The organism is Kitasatospora sp. HUAS MG31, assembly GCF_040571325.1.
Lineage (GTDB): Bacteria > Actinomycetota > Actinomycetes > Streptomycetales > Streptomycetaceae > Kitasatospora > Kitasatospora camelliae.
In genome coordinates, this window is sequence record NZ_CP159872.1 from 7,750,863 (window position 1) to 7,772,609 (window position 21,747).

Annotated in this window: 23 protein-coding genes and 3 pseudogenes; 11 read left to right on the forward strand and 15 right to left on the reverse strand. The window is 73.0% G+C overall.

All coding sequences use genetic code 11. The features are described from left to right. The first annotated feature begins 293 nt into the window (after positions 1-293). Positions 294-791, forward strand: coding sequence for a phosphoribosyltransferase (locus ABWK59_RS35065; protein WP_354644712.1), 498 nt, complete (start codon positions 294-296; stop codon positions 789-791). Positions 792-875: 84 nt separating this feature from the next. Here the strand turns inward: ABWK59_RS35065 and ABWK59_RS35070 are convergent, their stop codons facing one another. Both ABWK59_RS35070 and ABWK59_RS35075 read right to left on the reverse strand, forming a co-directional pair. After that, positions 876-1,337, reverse strand: coding sequence for a hypothetical protein (locus ABWK59_RS35070; RefSeq protein ID WP_354644713.1), 462 nt, complete (start codon positions 1,335-1,337; stop codon positions 876-878). Then, positions 1,298-1,990 carry a hypothetical protein gene (locus ABWK59_RS35075; protein ID WP_354644714.1) on the reverse strand — a complete coding sequence of 231 codons (693 nt, stop codon included), beginning with the start codon at positions 1,988-1,990 and terminating at the stop codon, positions 1,298-1,300. The genes ABWK59_RS35070 and ABWK59_RS35075 overlap by 40 nt, the downstream gene beginning before the upstream one ends. Before the next feature lie 197 nt (positions 1,991-2,187). On the opposite strand from ABWK59_RS35075, the gene ABWK59_RS35080 reads away from it, so the two are divergent. Beyond that, positions 2,188-2,895 (forward strand): hypothetical protein, encoded by a 708-nt coding sequence (locus ABWK59_RS35080; protein ID WP_354644715.1) that lies wholly within the window; start codon positions 2,188-2,190, stop codon positions 2,893-2,895. 408 nt (positions 2,896-3,303) lie between these two features. On the opposite strand, the gene ABWK59_RS35085 is transcribed toward ABWK59_RS35080, so the two are convergent. The 3 genes from ABWK59_RS35085 to ABWK59_RS35095 form a co-directional block, all read right to left on the reverse strand. Next, positions 3,304-3,426, reverse strand: a complete 123-nt coding sequence (locus ABWK59_RS35085) for a hypothetical protein (RefSeq protein WP_354644716.1) — start codon at positions 3,424-3,426, stop codon at positions 3,304-3,306. A gap of 196 nt (positions 3,427-3,622) precedes the next feature. Then, on the reverse strand, positions 3,623-6,199 hold the full coding sequence (gene lanKC / locus ABWK59_RS35090; protein ID WP_354644717.1) for a class III lanthionine synthetase LanKC: 2,577 nt from the start codon (positions 6,197-6,199) through the stop codon (positions 3,623-3,625). Between the two features lie 36 nt (positions 6,200-6,235). Continuing rightward, positions 6,236-6,376 (reverse strand): hypothetical protein, encoded by a 141-nt coding sequence (locus ABWK59_RS35095; protein ID WP_354644718.1) that lies wholly within the window; start codon positions 6,374-6,376, stop codon positions 6,236-6,238. 743 nt (positions 6,377-7,119) lie between these two features. Here ABWK59_RS35095 and ABWK59_RS35100 point away from each other — a divergent pair. Further along, on the forward strand, positions 7,120-7,323 hold the full coding sequence (locus tag ABWK59_RS35100) for a cold-shock protein (protein ID WP_354644719.1): 204 nt from the start codon (positions 7,120-7,122) through the stop codon (positions 7,321-7,323). 241 nt (positions 7,324-7,564) lie between these two features. Here ABWK59_RS35100 and ABWK59_RS35105 read toward each other — a convergent pair. The 4 genes and pseudogenes from ABWK59_RS35105 to ABWK59_RS35120 all read right to left on the reverse strand — a co-directional run. Next, positions 7,565-8,197, reverse strand: a pseudogene (locus ABWK59_RS35105) (FAD-dependent monooxygenase); the annotation flags it as partial. Next, positions 8,198-8,944, reverse strand: a complete 747-nt coding sequence (locus tag ABWK59_RS35110; RefSeq protein WP_354644720.1) for a class I SAM-dependent methyltransferase — start codon at positions 8,942-8,944, stop codon at positions 8,198-8,200. Positions 8,945-9,123: 179 nt separating this feature from the next. After that, a complete protein-coding gene (locus ABWK59_RS35115) occupies positions 9,124-9,879 on the reverse strand; it encodes a transglycosylase family protein (RefSeq protein ID WP_354644721.1) in 756 nt (251 codons plus the stop codon). A 1,220-nt stretch (positions 9,880-11,099) separates the two neighbouring features. Further along, on the reverse strand, positions 11,100-11,798 hold the full coding sequence (locus ABWK59_RS35120; RefSeq protein ID WP_354644722.1) for a TetR/AcrR family transcriptional regulator: 699 nt from the start codon (positions 11,796-11,798) through the stop codon (positions 11,100-11,102). On the opposite strand from ABWK59_RS35120, the gene ABWK59_RS35125 reads away from it, so the two are divergent. After that, on the forward strand, positions 11,775-12,404 hold the full coding sequence (locus ABWK59_RS35125) for an MBL fold metallo-hydrolase (RefSeq protein ID WP_354644723.1): 630 nt from the start codon (positions 11,775-11,777) through the stop codon (positions 12,402-12,404). The genes ABWK59_RS35120 and ABWK59_RS35125 overlap by 24 nt on opposite strands. 63 nt (positions 12,405-12,467) lie before the next feature. Here the strand turns inward: ABWK59_RS35125 and ABWK59_RS35130 are convergent, their stop codons facing one another. From ABWK59_RS35130 to ABWK59_RS35140, 3 genes and pseudogenes are all read right to left on the reverse strand, one after another. After that, positions 12,468-13,124, reverse strand: coding sequence for a DUF4232 domain-containing protein (locus tag ABWK59_RS35130; protein ID WP_354644724.1), 657 nt, complete (start codon positions 13,122-13,124; stop codon positions 12,468-12,470). An 838-nt stretch (positions 13,125-13,962) separates the two neighbouring features. Next, positions 13,963-14,472, reverse strand: coding sequence for a hypothetical protein (locus ABWK59_RS35135; RefSeq protein ID WP_354644725.1), 510 nt, complete (start codon positions 14,470-14,472; stop codon positions 13,963-13,965). A gap of 39 nt (positions 14,473-14,511) precedes the next feature. Beyond that, positions 14,512-14,706 (reverse strand): annotated as a pseudogene (locus ABWK59_RS35140) (hypothetical protein); the annotation flags it as partial. A 357-nt stretch (positions 14,707-15,063) separates the two neighbouring features. On the opposite strand from ABWK59_RS35140, the gene ABWK59_RS35145 reads away from it, so the two are divergent. The 7 genes from ABWK59_RS35145 (at position 15,064) to ABWK59_RS35175 (ending at position 20,212) form a co-directional block, all read left to right on the forward strand. Beyond that, positions 15,064-15,594, forward strand: coding sequence for a hypothetical protein (locus ABWK59_RS35145; RefSeq protein WP_354644726.1), 531 nt, complete (start codon positions 15,064-15,066; stop codon positions 15,592-15,594). Positions 15,595-16,058: 464 nt separating this feature from the next. Further along, the gene (locus ABWK59_RS35150) at positions 16,059-16,481 is read left to right on the forward strand and encodes a DoxX-like family protein (RefSeq protein WP_354644727.1); all 423 of its coding nucleotides are present in this window, start codon (positions 16,059-16,061) and stop codon (positions 16,479-16,481) included. After that, a complete protein-coding gene (locus ABWK59_RS35155; protein ID WP_354644728.1) occupies positions 16,478-16,849 on the forward strand; it encodes a DUF3419 family protein in 372 nt (123 codons plus the stop codon). Before ABWK59_RS35150 ends, ABWK59_RS35155 begins: the two co-directional genes overlap by 4 nt. Beyond that, positions 16,846-17,682 (forward strand): hypothetical protein, encoded by an 837-nt coding sequence (locus ABWK59_RS35160; RefSeq protein ID WP_354644729.1) that lies wholly within the window; start codon positions 16,846-16,848, stop codon positions 17,680-17,682. Before ABWK59_RS35155 ends, ABWK59_RS35160 begins: the two co-directional genes overlap by 4 nt. Positions 17,683-18,230: 548 nt before the next feature. Beyond that, positions 18,231-18,767 carry an NTPase gene (locus ABWK59_RS35165; protein ID WP_354644730.1) on the forward strand — a complete coding sequence of 179 codons (537 nt, stop codon included), beginning with the start codon at positions 18,231-18,233 and terminating at the stop codon, positions 18,765-18,767. A gap of 259 nt (positions 18,768-19,026) precedes the next feature. Beyond that, positions 19,027-19,221 (forward strand): hypothetical protein, encoded by a 195-nt coding sequence (locus ABWK59_RS35170; protein ID WP_354644731.1) that lies wholly within the window; start codon positions 19,027-19,029, stop codon positions 19,219-19,221. Between the two features lie 853 nt (positions 19,222-20,074). Then, the gene (locus tag ABWK59_RS35175) at positions 20,075-20,212 is read left to right on the forward strand and encodes a hypothetical protein (protein WP_354645206.1); all 138 of its coding nucleotides are present in this window, start codon (positions 20,075-20,077) and stop codon (positions 20,210-20,212) included. 402 nt (positions 20,213-20,614) lie between these two features. Here ABWK59_RS35175 and ABWK59_RS35180 read toward each other — a convergent pair. The 3 genes and pseudogenes from ABWK59_RS35180 to ABWK59_RS35190 all read right to left on the reverse strand — a co-directional run. Then, positions 20,615-20,788, reverse strand: a pseudogene (locus tag ABWK59_RS35180) (zinc ribbon domain-containing protein); the annotation flags it as partial. A gap of 53 nt (positions 20,789-20,841) precedes the next feature. Continuing rightward, the gene (locus tag ABWK59_RS35185) at positions 20,842-21,240 is read right to left on the reverse strand and encodes a DUF2267 domain-containing protein (protein WP_354644732.1); all 399 of its coding nucleotides are present in this window, start codon (positions 21,238-21,240) and stop codon (positions 20,842-20,844) included. 58 nt (positions 21,241-21,298) lie between these two features. Further along, positions 21,299-21,703 carry a DUF2267 domain-containing protein gene (locus tag ABWK59_RS35190; RefSeq protein WP_354644733.1) on the reverse strand — a complete coding sequence of 135 codons (405 nt, stop codon included), beginning with the start codon at positions 21,701-21,703 and terminating at the stop codon, positions 21,299-21,301. Positions 21,704-21,747 lie beyond the last annotated feature (44 nt).

Below are 21,747 nucleotides of genomic sequence, written 5' to 3' on the forward strand. Positions count from 1 at the left end.
GGGTACATCCGAGCCAGCTCGCGACTAGCACGCGTTGAACTCGCCAGGATGCTCGGGTAAAGCCGTCTTGAGAGTCGTCCGCTACGAATCGTGCTGTCAAGTGCCCTCGCCCGCGCGGCCGGGCTGTGCTCGGAGGAGCCGATGTCGGCGCAGTCCGCACCGAGGTTTGCGGTGCGTGTGGCCGGGGCGGACCCGGGGCGGTGGCGGTGGCGCGGGCTCGGAGCGTGGACGCTGCTTCCCCGTTGCCCGGCGTGCCGGTGCTCGCTGCCCGGTCGGCTGCCACACTGAACACTGTGACTGATGAGCGCGAGAACCTGAGTTACCAGACGTTCGGTCGGGCGGTGCGCGAACTCGCGCAGATGATCGCCGACGATGGATTTGAGCCCGATCTCATCCTGAGCATTGCCCGCGGCGGTGTGTTCGTCGCCGGGGGTCTGGCGTATGCGCTGGACTGCAAGAATATTCACCTGGTGAACGTCGAGTTCTATACGGGTGTGGGCACCACTCTTGACATGCCCGTCATGCTGGCGCCTGTCCCCGCGGCGATCGACTTCACCGACAAGAAGGTCCTGATCGCCGACGACGTCGCCGACACGGGCAAGACGCTGAAGCTGGTGCACGACTTCTGTCTCGGTCACGTTGCCGAGGTGCGGTCCGCCGTCGTCTACGAGAAGTCGCACTCGCTCGTGCAGTGCGAGTACGTGTGGAAGCGCACGGACGGGTGGATCAACTTCCCGTGGTCGACGGAACCGCCGATCGTCCGGCGCGAGGGCCAGACGCTCGACGCCTGATCGGAGCATCGCGAACGCCTCGCTGCGCCCCACCCGCCCAGTCGTCGCGGCAAGGCGTCGGACGGTCGACGGTGTCGCCGGTCGCTATCCGTGGTGGTGGAGGAGGTCCCTGGTGGGCGGCGCCGGCAAGGGACTCGTCCTGGACAGCCTGACCGCGACGCCGCGGGCGAGGTCGAACGTCGCCGTCGGAGTGCCCTGGTCTCGCCAGGGAGAGGCGCCGCACCAGCGTCCGATCAGCCGGAACTGCTCCAGGGCCTGCGTGAACAGGCCGGCCCTGCTCAGGTGGTAGGCGAGCAGGTGCCGCAGGACGGGCAGGTGGGGGTTGTCCTCCGGGAGGGCCGTCAGCGAGGCCGTGACCGCACGCAGGTGCCGCCTGACCGGCCAGGTGTAGTGGAAGATGTTCCCGGTACGTTCGTTGAGTTCGGACAGTGCGTGCAGGTAGATGCCGGCGAGCGGGCTGCCGGCCGGCGCCCGGAGCAGGGCGCGGCGGGCGAAGAGCATCATCCTCAGGTGGGAGCCGGACCACTTGGCGCACCGGTACTGCATGCCCTGCCAGTGCCCCTCGTAGTGGTGCGGGGCAGGGCGACCAGGCCGTGCCACAGCGGCCGGAACCGCCTCGGGGTGTACTGGGCGCCGCGGGCGGCGGTGACCATGACCACCCACGGCCCGGGGTTCTCCGGGCCCAGGAGCGAGGCTCGCTGGGCGGCCTCGATCGCGGTCGGCAGCAGCTGCCGGAACTTCGCCATGTTCTGGGCCGGCACCTGGCGCGCGTACCCGCTGCCGCGGATCGCCCAGGCCCGGTGGACCGACAGCTTGGCCACGAGCGTGGCCGCGTCGCAGCTTCGCGGCTCCGCGATACGCCACTCCATCAGCCAGGCGTCGTCCTGCTGCGCGATCTCGGCGAGCAACTCCAGCCTGGACCAGCGCTCGTCCCAGTCCCGGCCCGCCGCCTCGACATGGGCCGCAGCCGGGCGCCAGTCACCGCCCCAGGCCGCGGCGGCTATCGCCTGTGACGTCTCCCGCTGTCCGGGCGGCCCGGGCGGGCCGGCCCGGCGCGGATCGAGCGTGCCGGCCGGCACCAGACCGTAGGCGGCGGCGTCGAACCGTGTCCTGGCCCAGTCGGCAGCTCTGGATCTGCGGTGGCAATCGATCAGCACGGGAAGAAGGGCCGCCAGAAGAACGGCCACGAAGATGCTCACGGTGAAGATCATCCCAGCGCGCCGAGCGTTCACACAACGGAGAACACTCAGGCCGATCGCCTCGCTGATGCCCCGTTCCGCCCGAGCGGGCCTGTCGCCGGACAACGTGGCCTCCGCCCATGAGCTCGCTGCGCGGGCGGCGACTCGGAGCGGCGAGTCCGGAGCGGCGGCTCGGGCGGCCGGTCGAGGAACGGTGCATGGAGAGCCAGGTACCGACCGCCCCTGGCCGGGACTTCAACGACGGCCCACGCTACGTCGCCTCCTCCGTCACCGCCTGGCTCGGCCTGGCCCTGGGCCGGCCCGATCCGCACGCCCCGCAGCAGTCCGGCAACGGCCCGCGCCAGCTGGTGGTTTCCGCCCTGGACGAGCGACTCGCACCGGGCGTCCAGGCGATCCACCTCAATGACGCTCCCTCACCCGTCGACCTCGCCCCGCTCTCCGCCACCCTGCACCTGCGCCGCCTGCACCTCAACCGCTGCGCCACCACCGACCTCACCCCCGTCGCCGCCCTCCCCGTCGAGGACCTGGCCGTCAATCTCGCCGCCGACGCCGACCTCACCCCGCTCACCGGCCACCCGCACCTCGCTTCACTCGTGGTCGGCTCCGAAACCCCCATCGATCTCGCCCCGCTGCGCACCCTTCCCGCGCTGCGCTCCCTCGACCTGGCCCGCTGTCCCACTCCCGACTTGGCGGTGCTCGCCGACCTCCCCGGCCTGCGCTACCTCGCCCTTTCCGCGACCCAGTGGGCCGCCCTGATCGCCGCCGGCCGCCTCCCCGCCCACCTTGCCGCCGCCCGCCTGGCCGGCGCCCCGCCGTTCACCGCCGCCCTCGACCTGCTCACCGTGCTCGGGGTCGACACCTCCACCGCCTACCGGCTCTCGGGCACAGTCGGAGGCGACTTCTGATCTCCCGTCGAGTCGGATCGTGTCTCCGGCCGGAGCGGTCGAGGGCGGTCGAGGGCGGGGGAGTGGTGATGTTGCCGGGTGAGGCCGGTCCGCGTACGGGACGGCCACCGTTGATCACCGTGAGTCGTGTCGACGGACGGAGATCAACGGTGGCCGTGGGCCACAGCGCGCCCCTGCTGGGTGGCAGGCGGTGTTCGACGGCTGGTGGCCGAGGTGGCGGGCCGGTTCGGTTGCCGGTCCGCCGGGGTGGAACTGCTGGTCAGCCGGGGACTACAGGGTCTCGTAGTAGTGGCTGGCGAAGATGCTGAGGCACGGGTAGCTCGCGTCGAGCTCGGCCTCGGCCTCGGGGTGAGCCTCCAGGTGCTGGAGGGCGAGGATCTCGGTCACGGTCGGTCCTTCCTGGTCGGGTCAGTAGGTCTCGTTGTCGACGAACGAGCTGGCGTAGATGCTGAAGCAGGGGAAGGCGGACGCCTCCGTCTCGTCCTGCTCGACCTGGAACTCCAGCTGCTGGAGGGCGAGGATCTCGGTCATGGAACGGTTCCTTCCTGGGGACGGCGTCGGCGGACGGTGGTGATCAGTACCAGGTCTGGGTGATGGTGCTGGCGTAGATGCTGAAGCAGGGGAAGGCGGACGCCTCCGTCTCGTCCTGCTCGATCTGGGACTCCAGCTGCTGGAGGGCGAGAATCTCGGTCATGGACGGTTCCCTTCGCTTTCCTGTGGGTGGTTCCTATGGGTGGGCGGGATCCAGGGTGAACCAGTCGTCACCCGGGCCATGGAGGGCTCGGTGCAGCGCCAGCAGGATCCCGGCGCTGCCGCTGGCCACATCGGCGCTGAACCGGAGCGAGCCCGTTCCGAGCCAGCGGACGCCGTCACCGTGCGGGACGGCGTACTTGAGGAGCCCGGTCGCGAGCCGCACCGCGTCCCGGCGGTCGGCGTCGTCCCCGGTGAAGTCGGCGTGTTCGGCGAGCAGGTAGACCAGTCCGGCGAAGCCGTCGTGCAGGCCGGCCTGGACCGCGCTGACCTTGCGGACGTCGGCGAGGACGCGCGGCAGGGCCGTGGTGCAGCGCTCGTCCGTGGTGGCGGCCGCGTAGCGCAGCAGGACCGTTCCGATTCCGGCGGACCCGGTGGCCAGGTAGGGCATGACGCGCCGGTTCACGGCGTTGTCGGCGAACGAGAGGGAGCCGTCGGGCAGTTCCACCGCGCGATCCAGTTCCTCGTGGAGCAGCCCGCGTCCCGCCGCCAGGTAGCGCTGCTCCCCGGTCGCGCGGGCGAGGTGGTGGAGGAAGAGCGCCAGTCCGGAGCGGCCGTGGAACAGGCCGCGGGCGTCGTGGGCGCCGAGGGTCGGCGCCAGGTCGGCGGTGTGCAGGATCGCGTCGCCGGCGGCGGCCGCCCGCTCCAGGTGGTGGGGGTCGCAGGTACGCCGGTGCAGGGCGAGCCAGGCCAGGCCGACCCCGGCCCGTCCGCCGGCCAGTGTGGTGGTGGTACCCGTCAGCGGATGGCCGTCGGCTGCGCGCAGCAGGTCGATCGCCTCGTCGAGGTGCCCGGCCCGGGCCAGCACCCGCCCGACCCCGGCCGAGCCCACGGCCAGCCCGGGGGGCAGGGCGTCCGCCGCGGCGAGCGCGTCCCTGCGCAGCCGCTTGTCGACCTCGTCCGAGACGGGGAGGCCGGCCCGGTGCAGGGCGTGCACCACGCCGGCCGTTCCGTACGCCACGCACACCGTGTTGGTGTGGAACGCCTGGGGCGACGGCGGGAAGGCCCAGTCGGTCCTGTCGGTGTCCGCCAGGGCGAGCAGTCCCGACGCCGTCCGCTCGGCGAGCCGTGTCAGGCAGCCCAGCGGGTCGGCGTCCACCTCCTCGGGGCCGGGCAGGGTGGACGGCGGGTCCTCGCCGGACCGCTGGAAGGCGGTGGCCCGCTGCCACAGGTCGTGCGGCACCGGTCCCGTCGCCGCCAGATCGCGCCGCAGCAGGGCGAAGTTGGCCGAGGTCAGCTGGGGCCCGTTGTGGAACGGCGCCAGCAGGGTGAGGGCGAGGGCCGACAGGCCGTAGCGGTCGGTGAGGACCGGGTCGGTGGAGTGGTGGCCGGCGGCGAGGCCCGGGGGCGGTGCGAAGCCCGGGGTGCCCATCCGGGCGGGGCGGGTGTCCTGCGGGGTCACGGACTCGAAGTCGACCAGCCTGGCGTCCCCGGCGGGGGTGACGATGACGTTCCCGGGGCTGACGTCGCCGAACCGGATCCCCAGCGCGTGGATCCGGCCGAGGGCCGTGTCCAGCGTGGCGAGGATGCGGCGGCAGTCAGCGTGGTACCGGTCGAAGTCCGCGGCGGGCCGGTCGGCCAGCAGGACGGGCGAGGAGCGGTTGATCCACTTCACCAGGGGGAGTCCCTCGACGTACTCCATGACGAGGAAGTCGTGTTCCCACTCGGTGAAGTGGTCCAGCGGTTCGGGGCACACGCCCGGAGCCACCGCGTGCACGGCGGTGAGGGCGTCGTACTCCCGGCGCAGCCGCTCCTGGGCGCTCACGCCGTCCCAGGTGTAACCGTTGTGCGGGCGTGCCTCCTTGATGAGGACGAGGCGTCCGGTGCGGGTGTCGCGGGCCTGGTACGCGCCACCGGCGTTGCTCGGCTGCAGCACCTGGACGACCTCGTAGTCGCGGAGGCGGATCGCGCCCCGGTGCGGCGCGGGCTCCTCGGCCACGAAGGGGTCGGTGACGCCCTCGGGCAGGACGAAGTACGGCAGCCGGAGGTCCGGCACCTCGCGCCCGTGGCCGTCCGTCAGCAGCGGTTCCCCGGTGCCGTCGGGCAGCAGCCGGCTGCGGCGGCCGAACGCGCCGTAGCGGTAGTGGACCGTCCGGGAGTCCCGGTACCGGCGGTCGGTGAGGACGTAGGCGCCCTCCTCACCGCGCAGGGCGTCGGCGAGGAGGGCGAGGAGCCGTTCGGCGGCCGGGGTGTCCGGCGGGTACACGGCGCAGAACTTGCCCGACTGGGAGCGGGCGCCGTGCTTGTGGTGGAGGGCGAGGAAGAAGAAGTGCGCCGAGACGTGCTTGAACGGCACTCCCTCGGCGAAGCAGGTGTCCGCCACCACGTCGAGGACGTCCTGGGCCCGCTCCAGCCGGGCCGACACGTGGATCTTCCAGCCCTGCTCGACACGGCGGGCCCCCGGGCCGCTCCACGCCGTCCAGATGTCCCGGTCGCTTCCGCGCCAGCCGGCCGGAACCCGGGCGGGCGCGAAGCGCCGACCGGGGTCGGCCATCGTGCCGAGCGGTGCGTAGAACTGCTCGTCGGCGAGGGCATCGGACAGTGCGTCGAACAAGGGGTTCTCCTCCAGTGGTCGTTCGGGCGCCCGGGATCAGCCGGCGGCGTGCAGGGACGGCCGGCCGCCTTCTCCCTCGAACGCCGTGGGAAGGGCCGGCAGGACGCCCGCCGCCCCCGCCGTCAGGTCCGTGGAGCGGCGCAACCGGAGCAGCGCCGCGCCGCTCAGACCACGCATCAGCCCGGCGTACGGGGGCGCCGACACGAGCGGGTGCGTCCCGTCGCGGGCCGGGCGCCGCGGTCCCGGGCCCGTCGTCAGGCCGCGGACCCGCGGCAGCCTGAAGTCCCTGTTCCCGCCGAGCGGGTCGCCGTTGCGCGACGAGCCTTTCAAGGACGCCCCCCGGTCCGTCGGCACGCTCCGGCACGGCCATCGCCCCGGCGGACAGGACGCTAGGCGCGGCGGGTTGGACAACGGTCAAGCCGCGGTATGGGAGCGCCTGTTCACCCGGGGGTGAGGGCCCGTTGAACTCCGCAGGGCGCGAGGAACCGTGCCGGCTGCGCAGGCAGGTCCGCGAGCCGGAGCCGGAGAGGGAGATCCCGCGGAGCAAGCAGGCCCGACGCCCGCCCCGCCTGCCTGATGGGCGGTCAACCTGGGCTTTTGAGTCCCGAGTGGCCAGCCCCCTCCCGGGGCGATTCCGCTCCGGGCCGGTGCCCCACGGAGATGATGTTCCGGTCGTTTCGGCGAGGCCGGCCGACACGTGCACGGGATGCCGACATGCATCGGATCGTCTGACGCAGCGGTGTGTAGCGAAATGATCACAGATCCGCTACGTTGCTCCCAGCAGTCGTGGTTCCGAAGTCTCGACGCCCGCGGTCGACTCCGCGGGCGCGTTGCTGTCCGGTCAGCGGAGGACCAGGGCGATCACCTCACCCCGTGGGCGCGCAGCAGGCGTGCCCAGCGCCTCGAACAGGAAAGCACGTATGGCTACTGGCACCGTGAAGTGGTTCAACGCCGAGAAGGGCTTCGGTTTCATCGAGCAGGACGGCGGCGGCCCGGACGTCTTCGCCCACTACTCCAACATCGAGGGCCGGGGCTTCCGCGAGCTGCAGGAAGGCCAGAAGGTCGAGTTCGACATCACCCAGGGCCAGAAGGGCCCGCAGGCGGAGCACATCCGCCCCGTCTGACCCCTGAGGTCGTGACGCACGGGTTCGGCCCCGCCGTGAGCAGTGCGGCGGGGCCGAACCCCTGCGCCGGCCGAGCCGGGAAGGTCCTGCGCGATCGCCGCCTGCACGGAGTCAGCGCGGAGCGATGAAGCTCGTGCCGCCGGTCCCGCGCCGATTCACGCCACCTCCGGCCGTGCCCGGCGTGGAGGTCTCACCAGAGGACCAGGCGCGGCAGGCACCGCACACCCCGACGGGGCTCAGGTCATGCGTGCTCCCCGTGGCCACGTGCATGCTGCTCACGGTCGGCGGCACCGAACCAGCGGTCCGCGGTCCGCTCGAACTCGGTGTGGTCGGGGCGGCCGGCGGTGGCCCAGGCGACCGTGCCGTCGGGCCGGACGAGCAGGGCACTCAGGCCGAGGTCGTTCCGCGCCGGCCCGGCCGCGTACCGGAGCCGGCGGTCCCGGCGGGTGGCCGGGGTGTGCAGGGACCGGTCGGCGGTGAGATCGAGGACGACGCCCCGTCCGTCGTGCATCAGATCCGCGAGGCGGGTGCCGTCCTCCAGGCGGAGGTCCGGCGCGTCGCGGCCGACCAGCGGGTGCTCGCCGCCCAGGTCGTAGCGGCGTGTCGCGCCCGATGCCCTGGTGAACACGTAAGTCGTTCCGTCACGCGTCCCGATCAGGTCGCGGATCACGTGTTGGACCGCCTGGCCGTGCGGATCCGGCTGCATGGCCGCGGTCTGTGCCCGCGTCCAGTCGAGGGCCGACGCGCCGATTGGATGGCGTTCGCGGGTGTAGGTGTCGAGCAGCCCGTCCGGGGCGTGGCCGCGCACGGTCGTCGCGAGCTTCCAGCCGAGGTTCATGGCGTCGCCGATGCCGAGGTTGAGGACGCCGGCCCCTCACCCGGGGAGATCGGTGCGGACGGGTACAGCGGGCGGTCGGAGGACGGGCGGCGACGATGCCCGGTGGCGCGACGCGTCCCGGTAGTGCGAGGCCACGGCCGGCTGGCCCGTCCAGTTGGGGCCGGCCGCCGGGTCCGCCCCGAGGTAGTCGAACGGCAGCCGCACCTCGCGTCCGCCCTCCAGCGTCAGCAGGTGACGCCGCGCCCGGTAGGAGAACCCGGCCGCCCGCAGCGCCGCCAGCACCGGCCGGGCGGCGGCGGAACCGTCCGCCCACCGCAACGAGTCGGGGTCCAGGTGCGCCGCGAACAGGCCGTCCGGGGTGAGCCAGGAGGCGGCCCGGGTGATCGCTGCGAGCTGGTCCCCCAGGTAGTGCAGACCGTGCACGCAGGTGATCAGGTGGTACCGGCGCCGCGGCTCCCAGTCCGCGATCGCCGCGGTCACCAGGCGCAGGGCCGGCACCGCGGCCGGATCGGGCGGGGTGGCGAGCGGGCCGACCAGGTCGACGCCGGTGAACTCGGCCGCCGCGGGCAACGCCCGCGCCGCCTCCACCAGTGCGCGGCCCTCGCCGCTGCACAGGTCGAGCCAGGCGGCGTCCGCGCCGGCCGAGGCCAGCCGGACCGCCGGGTCGAAGCCCAGTTCGCGGGTGTAGCTGTTGACGCCGCTCAGCCCGCGCTCACGGTTCATGGTGTTGTTGGCGACGACGGGGGAACCGGTCAACTCGCGGTCACTGATCAGCTTCGGCACCCCGCGAGCCTACTGACGCGGACAACGGGTCGCTCCCGCCCGGGTCGCACGTCGAGGGCTGCGCACGGCGCCACGCACGTCTCCACGGACGGGTCCACGCACGGGGCCGGACACCGCGGCCCACGCGCCGGAGCCGGCCACCCCTCGGAGGGGGTGGCCGGCCGTGGTCCGACCAGGGGTCAGAGGTCCAGCACCTGGTCCGGGAAGATCAGGTCCGGGTCGCCGCCGATGGTCCGGACGTTCCTCGCGTACAGGCTCCGCACATCGGTGCCGAACTTGACCGCGATCTCGCTCAGGGTGTCGCCGCTCTTGACGGTGTAGGTGCCGGTGGGGGCGCCGTTCCTCGGGGAGTTGACCGGGGCCGACGGGGTGGGCGTCCGCGCCGATCGCGTGGCGTCGGTGGAGCTCCGGTCGGGCTTGTGGGCCGATCCGGCCTGGGTGTGCTTGGACGTGGGAGCGGGCTGGGACTTGGGGGCGGACTTGGGCGCGGCCGGCTGGGCCTTGGTGGCGGTGTCGACCTGGGCCGGCGCGCCGCCCCTGGTCAGACCGGCCTTCCTGGAACAGACCGGCCAGGCACCGGGGCCCTGCGAGGCGAGCACCTTCTCGGCGACGACGATCTGCTGCGCCCTGCTGGCCTGGTTCGCCTGCGGCGCGTACGCGGTGCCGCCGTACGCCCGCCAGGTGCCGGCGGAGAACTGCAGACCGCCGTAGAAGCCGTTGCCGGTGTTGATCGACCAGTTGCCACCGCTCTCGCACCGGGCGACGGCGTCCCAGGTCGAGGCGGAGGCGGCCGAGGCCGAGGGGGCCGAGACGAGGCCGGCCACCGGCAGCGCCACGACGGCGGTGCCGGCCACGACGGCCACGCGGACTCGGTTGCGCTTGGTGGTGGCTTCGGTGGAGGTGGTGGCAGCGGTGGTCTCGTGACCGGAAGTCATGAACATCCTCTCGACAAGCCCCCGGGCAGGCATGCGGAACCAGGCCCCGGTGGGGCCCGCGTTTCGCTCACCTCACTCGATGGGCGGCGGGGCACGTGTCCGACGTGCCGTGCCGCCCCGGTCTTCCCCGCTCGCCGTCGGCCCGTTCCGAGCTCGGCCGGTCGGCGGGCACGGCCCTCGCGCCGGGGGTCAGCCGGCGGGCCGTGCATCGGGGTGAACCCGGGTGGTGCTCGTTGCACCGCCCAAGAAGCTACGGGCGGTTGCGGTCAGTAATCAAGCAATTCCCTGACGGCGCAGGTCAGTTGGCTGTTACCGGCAGTAAGGATCAAGAAATCGGGCCGGAAATGGCAGCTTTTGGGATAGTTTTCATGATCGAAAAGGTCGCCCATGCGCCCCCGATCACACCAATGCTCCAGCGAAGTCGCCCGTGAGCTCCACCCGAAGCGATCGCCATATGACGATCCGTCACCACATCGGGCGGAGTTCCCGCTTCCGCCGCCTGTCTTGGTGGCACCAGCCACAGCCGTCACTCGTCGCGCTCAGGGCAGTCGCACAGCGTCATGGCCCACCAGTCCTACCCGGCGCAGGAGGTCAGCCGCCGCGCCTTCGGTGAGTGGCGCGCGCCCCATCGACACCCCCACCACCGCCAGGAGCTGCTGCCACGGCGGCGAGGGCACGCACACGCCGGCCGCGAACGCGGCCCGCGCCGCCGCACCACCCGGGCCGCCCCCTCCCGTCACCGGCGCGGCGAAGGACGGCGCCGTCGTCGGGTTGACCATCGTCAGGCCCGTGAACCGCGGGAAGGTCACCCGGGCGCCCCGGCTCGAGCCGCCACCGGACCCCGTCCCCGCCCCGTCAGTCGCAGTGCCGACCCCGCCGGGTACGACCGTCGGCACCTGTCGAGGCCGCCGGCCGCCGCAGCCCTACCAGTCCGTGCGCCGCGACCACCGCCGGCAGGTGCGCCGCGACCGGCCGTCGCACTGTCAGAACCCCGTCGCGCCGGAGCCGCCCGGCCGGAACCCGCCACCAAGCCGCCACGCCGGTCCACCGACCCGATCATCCTCCTCGGGCGCGTGAGGGAAGTCGCCGGACGCGTCTGCGCAGATCGCCCGGCCCGCTGCCGGCGTGGAGTTCAGTGGAGTTCAACGGTGCGCCGACCCCGGAGGACTGCCGTTGCCTGCGGGGCGACACCTTCCGGCCTGCGGCCGAGCGCGGGTCCCTCAGGGGGAGAGGGTGTGCGGTGCGGGGCCGGGGGCCGGGCTCCGGGTGAGGCGCCGCGTGTGCGTGGTGGTGGGCATGGGCCGGTTTGGCTCGGGGGCGGTTTCCCGCGCGAGGCCGTTGAAGGTGGCGAGGACCAGACGTTCGGCCTGGGACTCGACGCCTTGCCGGTCGTCGAGGTGTACGAGGCCGTCGACGAGCAGGACGGCCAGGCCGTGGATGGTGGCCCAGATCGCGAATTCGGCGCCCGGGCGGGCCCCCGGAGGCAGGTGGCCCGTGTCGGTCAGCCGGTCGAGCTCGGCGGTGAGCACGTCGTGCGGGTGGGGTGAGACGGCGGACTGCGCCGTCGTGGCACCACCACGGAAGACGAGCCGGGCGACGGCCGGGTCCTCGACGGCCCAGGTGACGTAGGCCCGCCCGCATGCGGCGAGACGTTCCGTGCCCTGCTCCGGTGCCGCGTCCATGGTGTCGCGCAGGCGATTCCCCAGCCGGGCCAGCGCGACCTCGGACAGTGCGGATACGAGTGCGTCACGCGAGCCGAAGTGGTGGTAGGCGGCGCTGGGGCTGACGCCGACCCGCGCCGATGCCTCACGCAGCGACCAGCCGTCGCTGCCCCGCTCTCGTACGAGGGTCTCCGCCGCGTCGAGCAGTGCGCCGCGATGGTCATCGACACCGGTATGGGCCCCCGCAACGGTGCCCACGTCCTGGAGCAGGCTCGGCGCCTGGCCGGCGACCGCCGCCTGTACCTGACCATCACGCACTTCCACCCCGAGCACGGCTTCGGCGCGCAGGCGTTCAAGGGCGCCGCCACGATCGTCTACAACCGCGGCCAGCGCGCCGACCTGCGGCGCAAGGGAGCCGGCTACCTCGGCATGTTCAAGGGCCAGAGCCCCGCGGTCGCCGCCGAACTCGAAGACGTCGAACTGGTCGACCCCGACCTGGTGTACGAGGGCGAGGCCGAGATCGACCTCGGCGGCCGTACCGTGCTGCTGCGCGAGGTCGGTCCCGCGCACACCGGCTCCGACCAGATCGTCCTCATCGACGGCCGGGTGCTGTTCGCCGGCGATCTGCTGGAGACCCGCATCTTCCCGATCGCGCCGTACTTCCCGCCCCATGACACCGATGTGGACGGCGAGGGCTGGATCGGCGGGGAGTTCGACAAGCTGAGCAAGCCCTACACCGACCCAAGCCCGGCAAGCTCGCCTACGCCCTCGAGTACAGGCGGGTCCACGCACTGGGCTGACCGGGGACCGCTCGTCCCCTGGGTGTCCGGCCGGGCCCCTGAAACACCGTCGGGGTACCTGTAACCCGACGGCCCCGGCCGCCCCGGCCGTCGACCGGGTCGCTGCCGGGGCGGGAACGCCCCGCGGTCACTGGCCCTGGCCGGCGCTTCCCATCGGGCCGATCTTCACCGGGGATCCGCTGCCGTCCGTGACGGGTAGTGAGCCGGCGCCCGGCCAGGGCAGAGTGACCGACTGGGTCTCGTCCGGCGGGGTCACCACCAGGCCGGTGATGTGGGCGCCGGAGCCGCCCGAGGCGTTGGCCGGGTAGGTGATGCCGAAGTACGTCGACTTGCCGTTCGGCACGACGCCCGTGACGACCGGTTCGCCGGAGCGCTTCGCGGACAGGGTGCCCGCGGAGGTCTTCAGATCGACTCCCGCGTACCCGGAGAGCGTGCAGTCCTTTCCGCTGTGGTTCTTCAGCTCGACCACGACGGTGTGGTCGGCGTCGCCGGTGATGGTGCGGTCCGCGGCGGTGATGGTCAGGTCCGCGGTCCGGCACTTGGCGCCCTTCCCGGCCCCGGCGGAGCCGGCGGGTGCGGCGGTGGGCGGCGTGCTTCCTTTCCCCGGACCGCCCGAAGCCGGACCGCCGGAGGCCGGAGCGCCACTGGGGGAGGCGCCGCTGGACGCCGTCGTGGCGGCGGTCGGGGCGCCCTGTGCGGTGCCCGTTCCGTCGTCCTGGCACGCGGTGAGCGACAGGGCGGCGGTGACGGCCAGGGTGGCGAAGGCGAGCTTGCGGACGCGCACGGTGTTTTCCTCCGGATCGGGCGGCGGGTGCCGGGTGCTCGGTGCGAGCGGGTTTCCGAAGACCAGGACCGCGCTCCCGGCCGAACCGTTGCGCCCGGGCCGCCCCCAGGACAGTGCTGTGACATGTGCAGCCGGAAACCGCCCGCGCCGTTGCCCGCCATGCCGAGCCGCACCCGGCCGCCGACCTGCGCTGACGCCGGTTCAGACCGCCGCCGCACCCCGCCGACGCCGTCGCCGACCGCCGGGACAGACCCGTGACGGGGAGGACCTTGACCGCGGACCGCGACGACACCGTGACGGCGACAGCATGACGCGCCCGGTCCCGGGCCCGGCGCAGGCCGAGCGAGCCGAGCGGGCAGGGCGGCAGGTCGCCGGCCCACCGGGTGCGCGCGGTGGTGGCCGCCGAGCGTTCAACTCCTCGGACTCGAGCAGGATCTGACCTGACGTCTTCTGGGAGGCGCCCGGCCCCGACGGCATCGGCGGGCCGCCGTGCGGGAGGCCCCCGCATCGGTGTCCCCCCGGCACTTCGGATGTGCCCAGACTGCTTGGACACCCTGCACGGGCCCCGGCCCGGTGACCCGCCCGCGGGTGGGGAACACGGAGGCGTCCAGCACGGTGCGTCGGCGAGGAAGACGACGCTCAGGCTTCCGTCCGAGCGGACGTGCCGCCACCGCCTCGTCGGTCCGGAACGTACACACTGACCCAGACCGTGGACGTCCGCGGTGATGTACGAGCCGCGCGGCGCGATGCCGCCCCGGCTGATCCCGAGTGATTGTCAAGAGTTGTGGGCGATGACATCCGCTGGGGCGGCGGCCGCAGTTGACGTGGTCGCGTTCGGTCAGTGATCAACTCCGAGAGAGAGGACGGTGGCCCAGTCGCTGGTGACCAACAGCAGGTTGCGCGACCATATGGCGCCCATGCCCATGCGCGGGCCGTCGACGTCTCCGGAGCTTCGGACGGGCCCCAGATGGGCTTCGATGAGGTCGGCGATGCCATCGGCGAGCTCGCCCGCGCGCCGGATCTCATCGGGCGTGGGCAGGTCGGGCGCCGAGGGCCACTTGCTGGCGGGCTGCATGTATCCCTCGGTGACCTCTCGGCGGAGAATGTCCCGCCAGGCTTGTGGTGACTCGAACGGGTGGACCGGCGTTCCTGCCTGGTATCCGCTGGGCCCCGCGTTGTACACGGCTTGAAGGAGCTCCTGCATCCAGTCATGACCGCGTGTCGCCCCAGCCGTCGGGACCACATGGAACAGTTCTATGGACGTCACGTGGTTGCAGTCGTCGAGCAGGTCCATGAGCGGCTCGGCTGCGGCTGACACCGCGGCCGGAGCGTCGAGTGGGTTCAGCATGGGCCTCTGGGTCCTGTGTGCGGTTCTGCGCTTTCGGCCTCAGTGTGTCAGCTGAGCACGTTCACGCTGCGAGGTTTCGGGGCGTTCGACGAGGTGACCACGTTCGAAGCGGGCCCCGGCGCGGACCAGCGGGACGAGATGGGCGCCGGTGATCGCGCGCCATCGGGCCTGGGCGGTCTCGACGAGCTTGAACACCATCGCGAGCGCCGCTGCCGGGCTTCCGGCGCCGCGGGTGAACGCCTCGATCGCTCTCTCGGCGTGGGTGCGGTCCTCCGCGTTGTAGATCTCGGAGGGGTTCTCGACGGCGGCCGGTGCCCGGCCGACGTAGGTCACCAGGAACACCCCCTCACCGGTCGGCCGGCCGCCACGCGTGCGCGCAGCTGGGCGTCATCGGTGTGCTGACCTGCAAGAACACCTCGGGCTGGTAGCGTCGCCCGCCCTCGGTTCTCAGCGGCGCCGGTGGTGTGCGCGGGGACGGTACGGGTTTCCCGCCGTGGTTGAACGTCGGAGGCGTCCCCTGCGTACTGAAGGGTGGGCCGCTCGCCAGGCCGCCACACCGGGGCCGGCAGCCCGGTGGAAGGAGCGTCGAAGATGCGACGTCTGGTCAGGGCAGCCGCAGTGCTGCCCGCGCTCGCCCTGGGAGCAGCGGCGTGCGGCAGTGGCGGCTCGAAGCCGGCTCCGGCCCCCGCCACGTCCTCCCCGCCGGCCACCTCGTCCCCAGCGCCCGGCTCCCAGCCGCCGAGCCAGGCCGGGGCGGCCGGAACCCTGGTCGCGGTGAACGGCTCGAAGCTGGGCATGATCCTGACCGACAGCCAGGGCCGCACGCTGTACCTCTTCGAGAAGGACACCCCGGCCATGTCCGCCTGCGACGGCGCCTGCGCGTCCGCCTGGCCCCCGCTGACGACCGCCGGCACCCCGCAGGCAGGCACCGGGGTCAGCGCAGCCGACCTGGGCACCATCACCCGCGCCGACCACAGCATGGAGGTCACCTACCACGGCCACCCGCTCTACTACTTCGCAGGCGACCACCAGCCCGGTGACACGAACGGCGAGGGCTCCACCGCCTACGGCGCCGGCTGGTACGTCCTCAACCCAAGTGGCAACAAGATCGACAACGACTGAGCCGACCGGCCCTCACCTCTCCGGACCGTCAGCCTGCTCCGCATCCCCACCCCGGCGACACCGGATCCGCGATCGCGGAGAGAACCGGGGCGATGACCCACACCGTGCTGATCGCCGAGGACGACCGGGCGATCCGGGCGGGCTGAGCGTCATGCAGCCGGGGAAGGTCAGCGTGGTCTGCGCCGAAACCCTGTGCACCCGTCCCGGCCTACCGCGCGTCTCGTGGCCGAAGTGGCCGCTGCCCCGCCGCGATCGGCAGGGGCCCGCCGCACGCGTCCTGGTTGATCCGTTGCGGGTGCTCTCCTCTGCAGGCTCCGCTTCCCTCCGACGTCGCCGTGCTCACAGCCGACGCAGTTGAACGCGTTCAAATTCTCCGTCATGATGCTGTCGGAAGGCCCGGGAGCAGTCCGGGCCGGGCGCCGCCGTGTTCCCGCACGCCCCGCGCCGGACGAAGAGGGGGGCACGTGTCCGACACGTGGAGCAGGCGTCTGGCGGCCGTCGCGGTCGCGCTGATGTGGTGGTACGAGGGCTTCTGGTGCAAGATCTTCCCGGGCAGGGCGGATCAGCGCGCCATCGTCGAGGGCGTTCCGCTGCTGCCCGCCGGCGCGGTCACTCCGCTGCTGGTCGCCATCGGCCTCGCCGAGGTCGCGCTCGGCGTGTGGGTGCTCACCCGGCGCCGCCCGTATGCCGCCGCCGCGGTGCAGACCGCCCTGGTCGCGGGCTTCAACACGGGCGGGCTGCTGTTCGGTGCCGAGCACATCCCCGAGCCCGGGCGACTGGTCGTGCAGGACGTCGCCCTCCTCGCCCTGATCTGGCTGGTCGCCGGTCGGAGCGCCGGAGTCGACCCGGTGCCGGCCGCTGCCCGTGAGGCGGTGGCGAGCGCATGAGGCTCCTGCACGCCGTCGACACGCGCGCCACCAACCCGGGGGACGCCACGACCCGCACCGGCGCCCACCGCACCGGCACCCCCTGGAGCGAAGGCCGTCTCCTCGCCGGGCCGGCCGGGCGGCCCCGCATCCTGTTCGGGCGGATGTACGAGGACCCGGCTGTGGAACTCGCGGCCTTCCCGCCCGGGTCCCGGGTGCTGTGCATCGCCTCCGCCGGCGACACCGCCGCCGCCCTCGCCGCGGCCGGCCACGAGGTCACCGCGCTCGACCTCAACCCCGCCCAACTCGCCTACGCCCGTGCCCGCTTGGAGGGCGGTGCACCCGCCCGGACCGGGACGGCCGAGCGCCTCACGGGCGCAACGAGGTGACCTACCTGGCCGACGAGGACGGCGAGGACGGCGAGGACGACACCTTGGAGGCCGCGATGCGGGCGCCTGCGGCGCGGACGGTGCCGTGCCGGACCTGCGGCCGCACCGGCACCTGCGCAACCTGCGGCGGCACCGGGATCTCGCCGCCGCCCGGTCTGCGCGCGGCCGTGCCTACCGACGGCCGCTGCCGCTCGTGTCAGGGCGGCGGGGGCTGCAACCAGTGCGACGGCCAGGGGTGTTGGCACCCGGTCGGCTCCCCTCGGCCCGCCCGCGAGCGCACCGACCCCGGCTTCGCACCGTGCCCCGAGTGCCACGGCACCCGCCGGTGCACGGTGTGCGAGGGCACCGCCTTCGACGACGAGGCCCTACCGTGCAGCACCTGCGTCGGCGAGGGTCAGGTCGCTGCCACGCATGGCGCGAGCCCGGCGATGCGTACGATCACCTTCGAGCAGGGCCACCCGACCGCGCCCGACGCGCCATGGGGCCAGCAGATCCTGACCCTGACGACCGACGGCACGCTCGGCTACCGGCAACAGGGCAGGGGTGAGGTCCACAGCTCGCACGGCCGGGTCGATCCCGCGCGGATCGAGGCCTTGCTCGCGACGCTCGCCCGCACCGGCTTTCCGGCCGCGCCCCAGCGGACGTTCCCGCCCGGCGCGTCGGTGACCACGCTCGCGGTCGAGCCCGGCGGCCGCGTGGTGATCGACTACTTCGTCGCGCTCGAACTCGACGGCTACCGCGAGGTGATCCGCGCGCTCGGCGATCTCAACACCGCGCTGCGCAACCGCGATGACGCATCGCTCGCGGCCTGGTGCTTCGAGCGACGCGTGTGAGTCCCACCCGGTGGCGGGGGCTCGGGGGCACCGGGGCCTCCGCCGGCCGGCACGCACGGCAGGGTTGGGCGTCGACCCCCGGGCCTCTCTCCTGCATCTTGAGCCGGTCGCGATGTCACTGCAGACGTCTGAAGACGAGACAGAAGGCGTGGGTGCGGGGCAAGGACACCGTCGAACCCCCCGGGGGAGTCGATGGCCGGCCGCGCCGGGAAGCAGGCCGTCCGATCCTGCGCCGGCCACCGTGCCCCGGTCGTCCACGCCACCGGCGAGGTCGGCGGCCGCCGCGCCTGCACGGTTCGGATCGAGGCCGACCAGCACGCCCCCGGCCGGTTCGGAGAGGGACTCCCCGCGCTGCGGCGATGGCGCCGAGGGGCGCGTCTGCGGTGACTCCTCGACCGGCGGGTGCGACGCGGGGGAGTGGTTCCGCGGGTCGCCGAGGCCGGGAACCGTGCGGCTCGGCATCGAGCCGTGCGCGACACTTGTAGTGCGAGGTGGAACCGGTCCGCCGCCACCACGGCACGCGCGGGAACCTGCCGTCGGGAAGCACCATGCCGACGAGAATTCTGATCGAGGGACGCCCCGGCACGGGAAAGACCACCGCTGCCCGCCGGCTGGCCGGGCTGCTGCGCTCCCGTGAGGTCACCGGCTTCACCACGGCGGAGATCCGGCAGCACGGCACACGCGTCGGCTTCGCGCTGGAGACCCTGGCGGGCGAGCGCGCCGTACTGGCCCATGTCGACCTTCCCGGCCCACCCCGGGTCGGACGGTACGGTGTCGACCTCGGTGTCATGGAGCGGCTGGCGCTGCCCGCGCTGGAATCTGCCGGGGCGCGGCCGTCCGCCGGGCGGCGCGCGGTCGTACTCATCGACGAACTCGGGCGGATGGAACTGGCCTGTTCGCCCTTCCGGGAAGCCGTCCGCGCCGTGTTCGACGCCGAGGTCGATGTCGTCGCCACCGTCCACGCCCACCACGACCCGTTCACCGACGCTCTCAAACGGCGCACCGATGTCGTCCTCGTCCATCTCACTCCTGTGAACCGGGACACCCTCGCCGAGCGGCTTGCGGCCCTCCTGGAGGAGTCGTGACCTCCGGCGGAGGACCGGTGTCCTCGGGCGCAGGGCCGCCGGCCTCCGCACCCGGGTCGGCCGCCTTGCGGCCGTCACCGCTGCGCAGGCCCGGCCAGTGGCGCACCGCACTCCTCGAGTCCTCGGCACGCCGGGCCGGCGACGGCGCACACAGGTGTGCTGGTTGGCGCCTGGCAGGCGTCGAGCGCTGCCGGCGGTGGGCGGAGGAGGGCGCGCGACGGCCGGGTGAGGTGGCACCCCGTCGTGGTTCCACCTCGGCATGCGTTTCGGCCTCGCGTGGTACGTGCTGCTGGGTGTGGCGGGGCTGGCCTGGTACTGGTCGGCCCACTGGGGTTCCCGGTGTGTCATCTGGGCCGTCTACGTCCTGCTCCTTCCGGCGGCCCGGGCCCGGTCCGCCGTCCTGCGGCTCGGTCGGCACCCGGCCCGGCCGCAGCGCCGCGGGCGACGCACCTGAGCCTGTGGGCCGTGGTGAAGGAGGTCGGCGAACGCCTCGCTAGCGGAGCTGGAGGGGAGGATCCGTAGTGCCGTGTCGGAGTCCGGAGTGCTGGTCGCGTAGGGCTCGGTGAGGTAGGAGAGATCGTCCCAGTGCTCTCCGCGGTGGGCCCGCAGCGGACCCGGTCGCGGCGGGTGCAGCCGGTCCACGGCACCGGGGCCGGGCCGGTGAGCTCCGGCTCGCTCCAGCCGGTCATCACCTCGACCTCGACCTCGACCTCAACCTCGTCGCCGACGTCGTCGAGCAGTCGTACCGCGGCGGGCGTGCCGTCGCCGGGGCGGCGCAGGCTGCGGAGCGTGAGCTGCTCGCGCTCGCCCAAGGTCTCGGTGCCGACGCCGCCGCCGGCGCCGTGCTGTCCGGCCGAGCCAAAGGCACCCCCGCACCCAGACCATCAACCAGGCCCGCAACCTCGGCGTCACCGCACCCGGCTGAGCACGCGCGAAGCTGCGTGGTCCGTCCACCGGCGAGCAGATCCGGCGGCCGGCCCGCTCCCCGACCAGGCCCGGACGTCGTCGGTGCCAGGGACGGCGCGGGGAAGGACTGTCTTGTGGCGCCTGGCACGATGACGCACCCGTTGCCCCGAGGGCACAGCCGCCATTTCTGGGGCGGCGCCTCCATCCACGGCCACAGGACGAGGCTGCCGTGTGTGGGCTGTGTCGTTACCGCTTCCATACCGGCGGCATGCCTTTCCCGGGGCGGTGGCTCCTACCTTCGTGTTCAGGCGATCGACCGGTTCCCCGCAGGGCCGGGAGGTTGCCGAGGGGCGGGGCTGGAGTCCCCGTTCTTGACCGCCGAACAGAGGATGGAGACGATCATGGCTGACGCCCTTGAGCCCACCAACGACGAGACCGTTCTGCCGCTCCAGGAGCTGGGTGTGAACGAGGACGAGAACGAGGTCGAGGCGCACGCGAGCAGCGTGAGCCTGGCGGCCTGCGCGATGGAGCCGTTCTAGTCCCCGTCGAGGACGAGAAGGGGCGCGTGCGGCCGTCGGTGTGAGTCCGGCGACCGGGTGTGTCCCATCAGCCGAGCCGGCGGCGCGCTCGCCCCTGAAGGGGAGGTCGAGCGCGCCGCTTCGCGTCTGCCGCCACCGTGCGACGGCGCACGAGAGGGCCGGCCCATCGGCTGTCCGTGATGGATCCGTCCACGGGGCACGCCCCCCGCGAAGCTCAGCGGGACTGATCGTTCTGGCATTGACGTCCTCCAGACCCTGAAGGACCTGGATTCCTACCATCGGCGCGTGCCGGTCTCGGTGGGTTCCTGCTTCAACGCGCTGTGCCGGAACGGGTCCGGTCTTACCTGCGCTCCACGAGGCGTTTAGCCGGGCCACCCGTCCGGTGGCCAGGATGTTGCGTGCGGCGTTGACGTCGCGGTCGTGGACGGTCCCGCGGTCCCCGCATGTCCACTCACGGACCGACAGGGGCTTGGGGCCGTCCTTGATTCCACAGGCCGAGCAGACCTGTGAGGTCGGCCCCATGCAGCCGAAGTGCCGGCCGTGCTTGGCCGCCTTGTACTCCAGCATCATCAGCATCACGAAGGCCCGACTTGGAAGCGCTCCCGCGCCGGGGGGTCGGACCCGCTGCTTCAGGCGACGGCGGCCAGTTCGGCGCGGCCGAACAGCGGGGCGTAGCCGCGGGGCAGGTGGGCGAGGATGCGGTCGGTGAGGTGGGGGTCGGTGAGGGTGGTGAGGGTGGCCAGGACGGAGGAGGCGTCCCAGCGGGCGGCGGTGAGGCTGGTGCCCAGGGTGTGGGCGAGGGTTTCGATGAAGGCGGGTGCGGCGACGGGGTGGGGCAGGGGGATCTGGGCGGCGAAGACGGCCCGGGCCCGTTCGGGTAGGGCGGCGGCGAGGTCGCAGCGTTCGTCGCCGGTGAGTTGGGAGCCGAGGAGGGCCAGGACGGCGGTAAGGACGCGTTCGGCTTCGTCGTCGGTGGTGTAGCGGCCGAGGTTGCGGACCTGCTGGAGGAGGTGGCGGTAGCGGGTCATGACCGTGGGGCCTTCCAGAGGCTGGCTGCCGGCGGGTCGGCGGCGGCGTGAGGGGTGGTCAGGGTCGTGTCCCTGCGGTCGGGCGGCCGAACAGCAGGTCGTAGCCGGGCGGCAGTTGGAGCAGGACGCGCCCGGTGAGGTCGTCGCCGGCGGCGTCGGCCACCGTGGACAGGACGGCGCCGATGTCCCACAGGCCGGTTGTTTCGGTGGCGCCCTCGATCCAAGCGGCGGTTGCGCGCACGAAGCGTTCCGGGCTGAGCGGCTCGGCGGCCGGCAAGGGGTTGAGCAGGATCAGGGCCATGGTCTCCGGCAGGCGGGCGGCCAGTTCCGCGCGCACGTCGCCGACCAGGTGGGCGCCGAGCAGGGCCAGGACGACCCGGGCCGCGCGCTCGGCCTCCTGCGGGGTGTCGTACTCACCGCGCTCCTGGACCTCTTCCAGGAACGCCTCCCATCGAAGAGTCACCGCGGTTCTCCCTCCGTCCCAAGGCCCGGCGCGACCGGTGCACG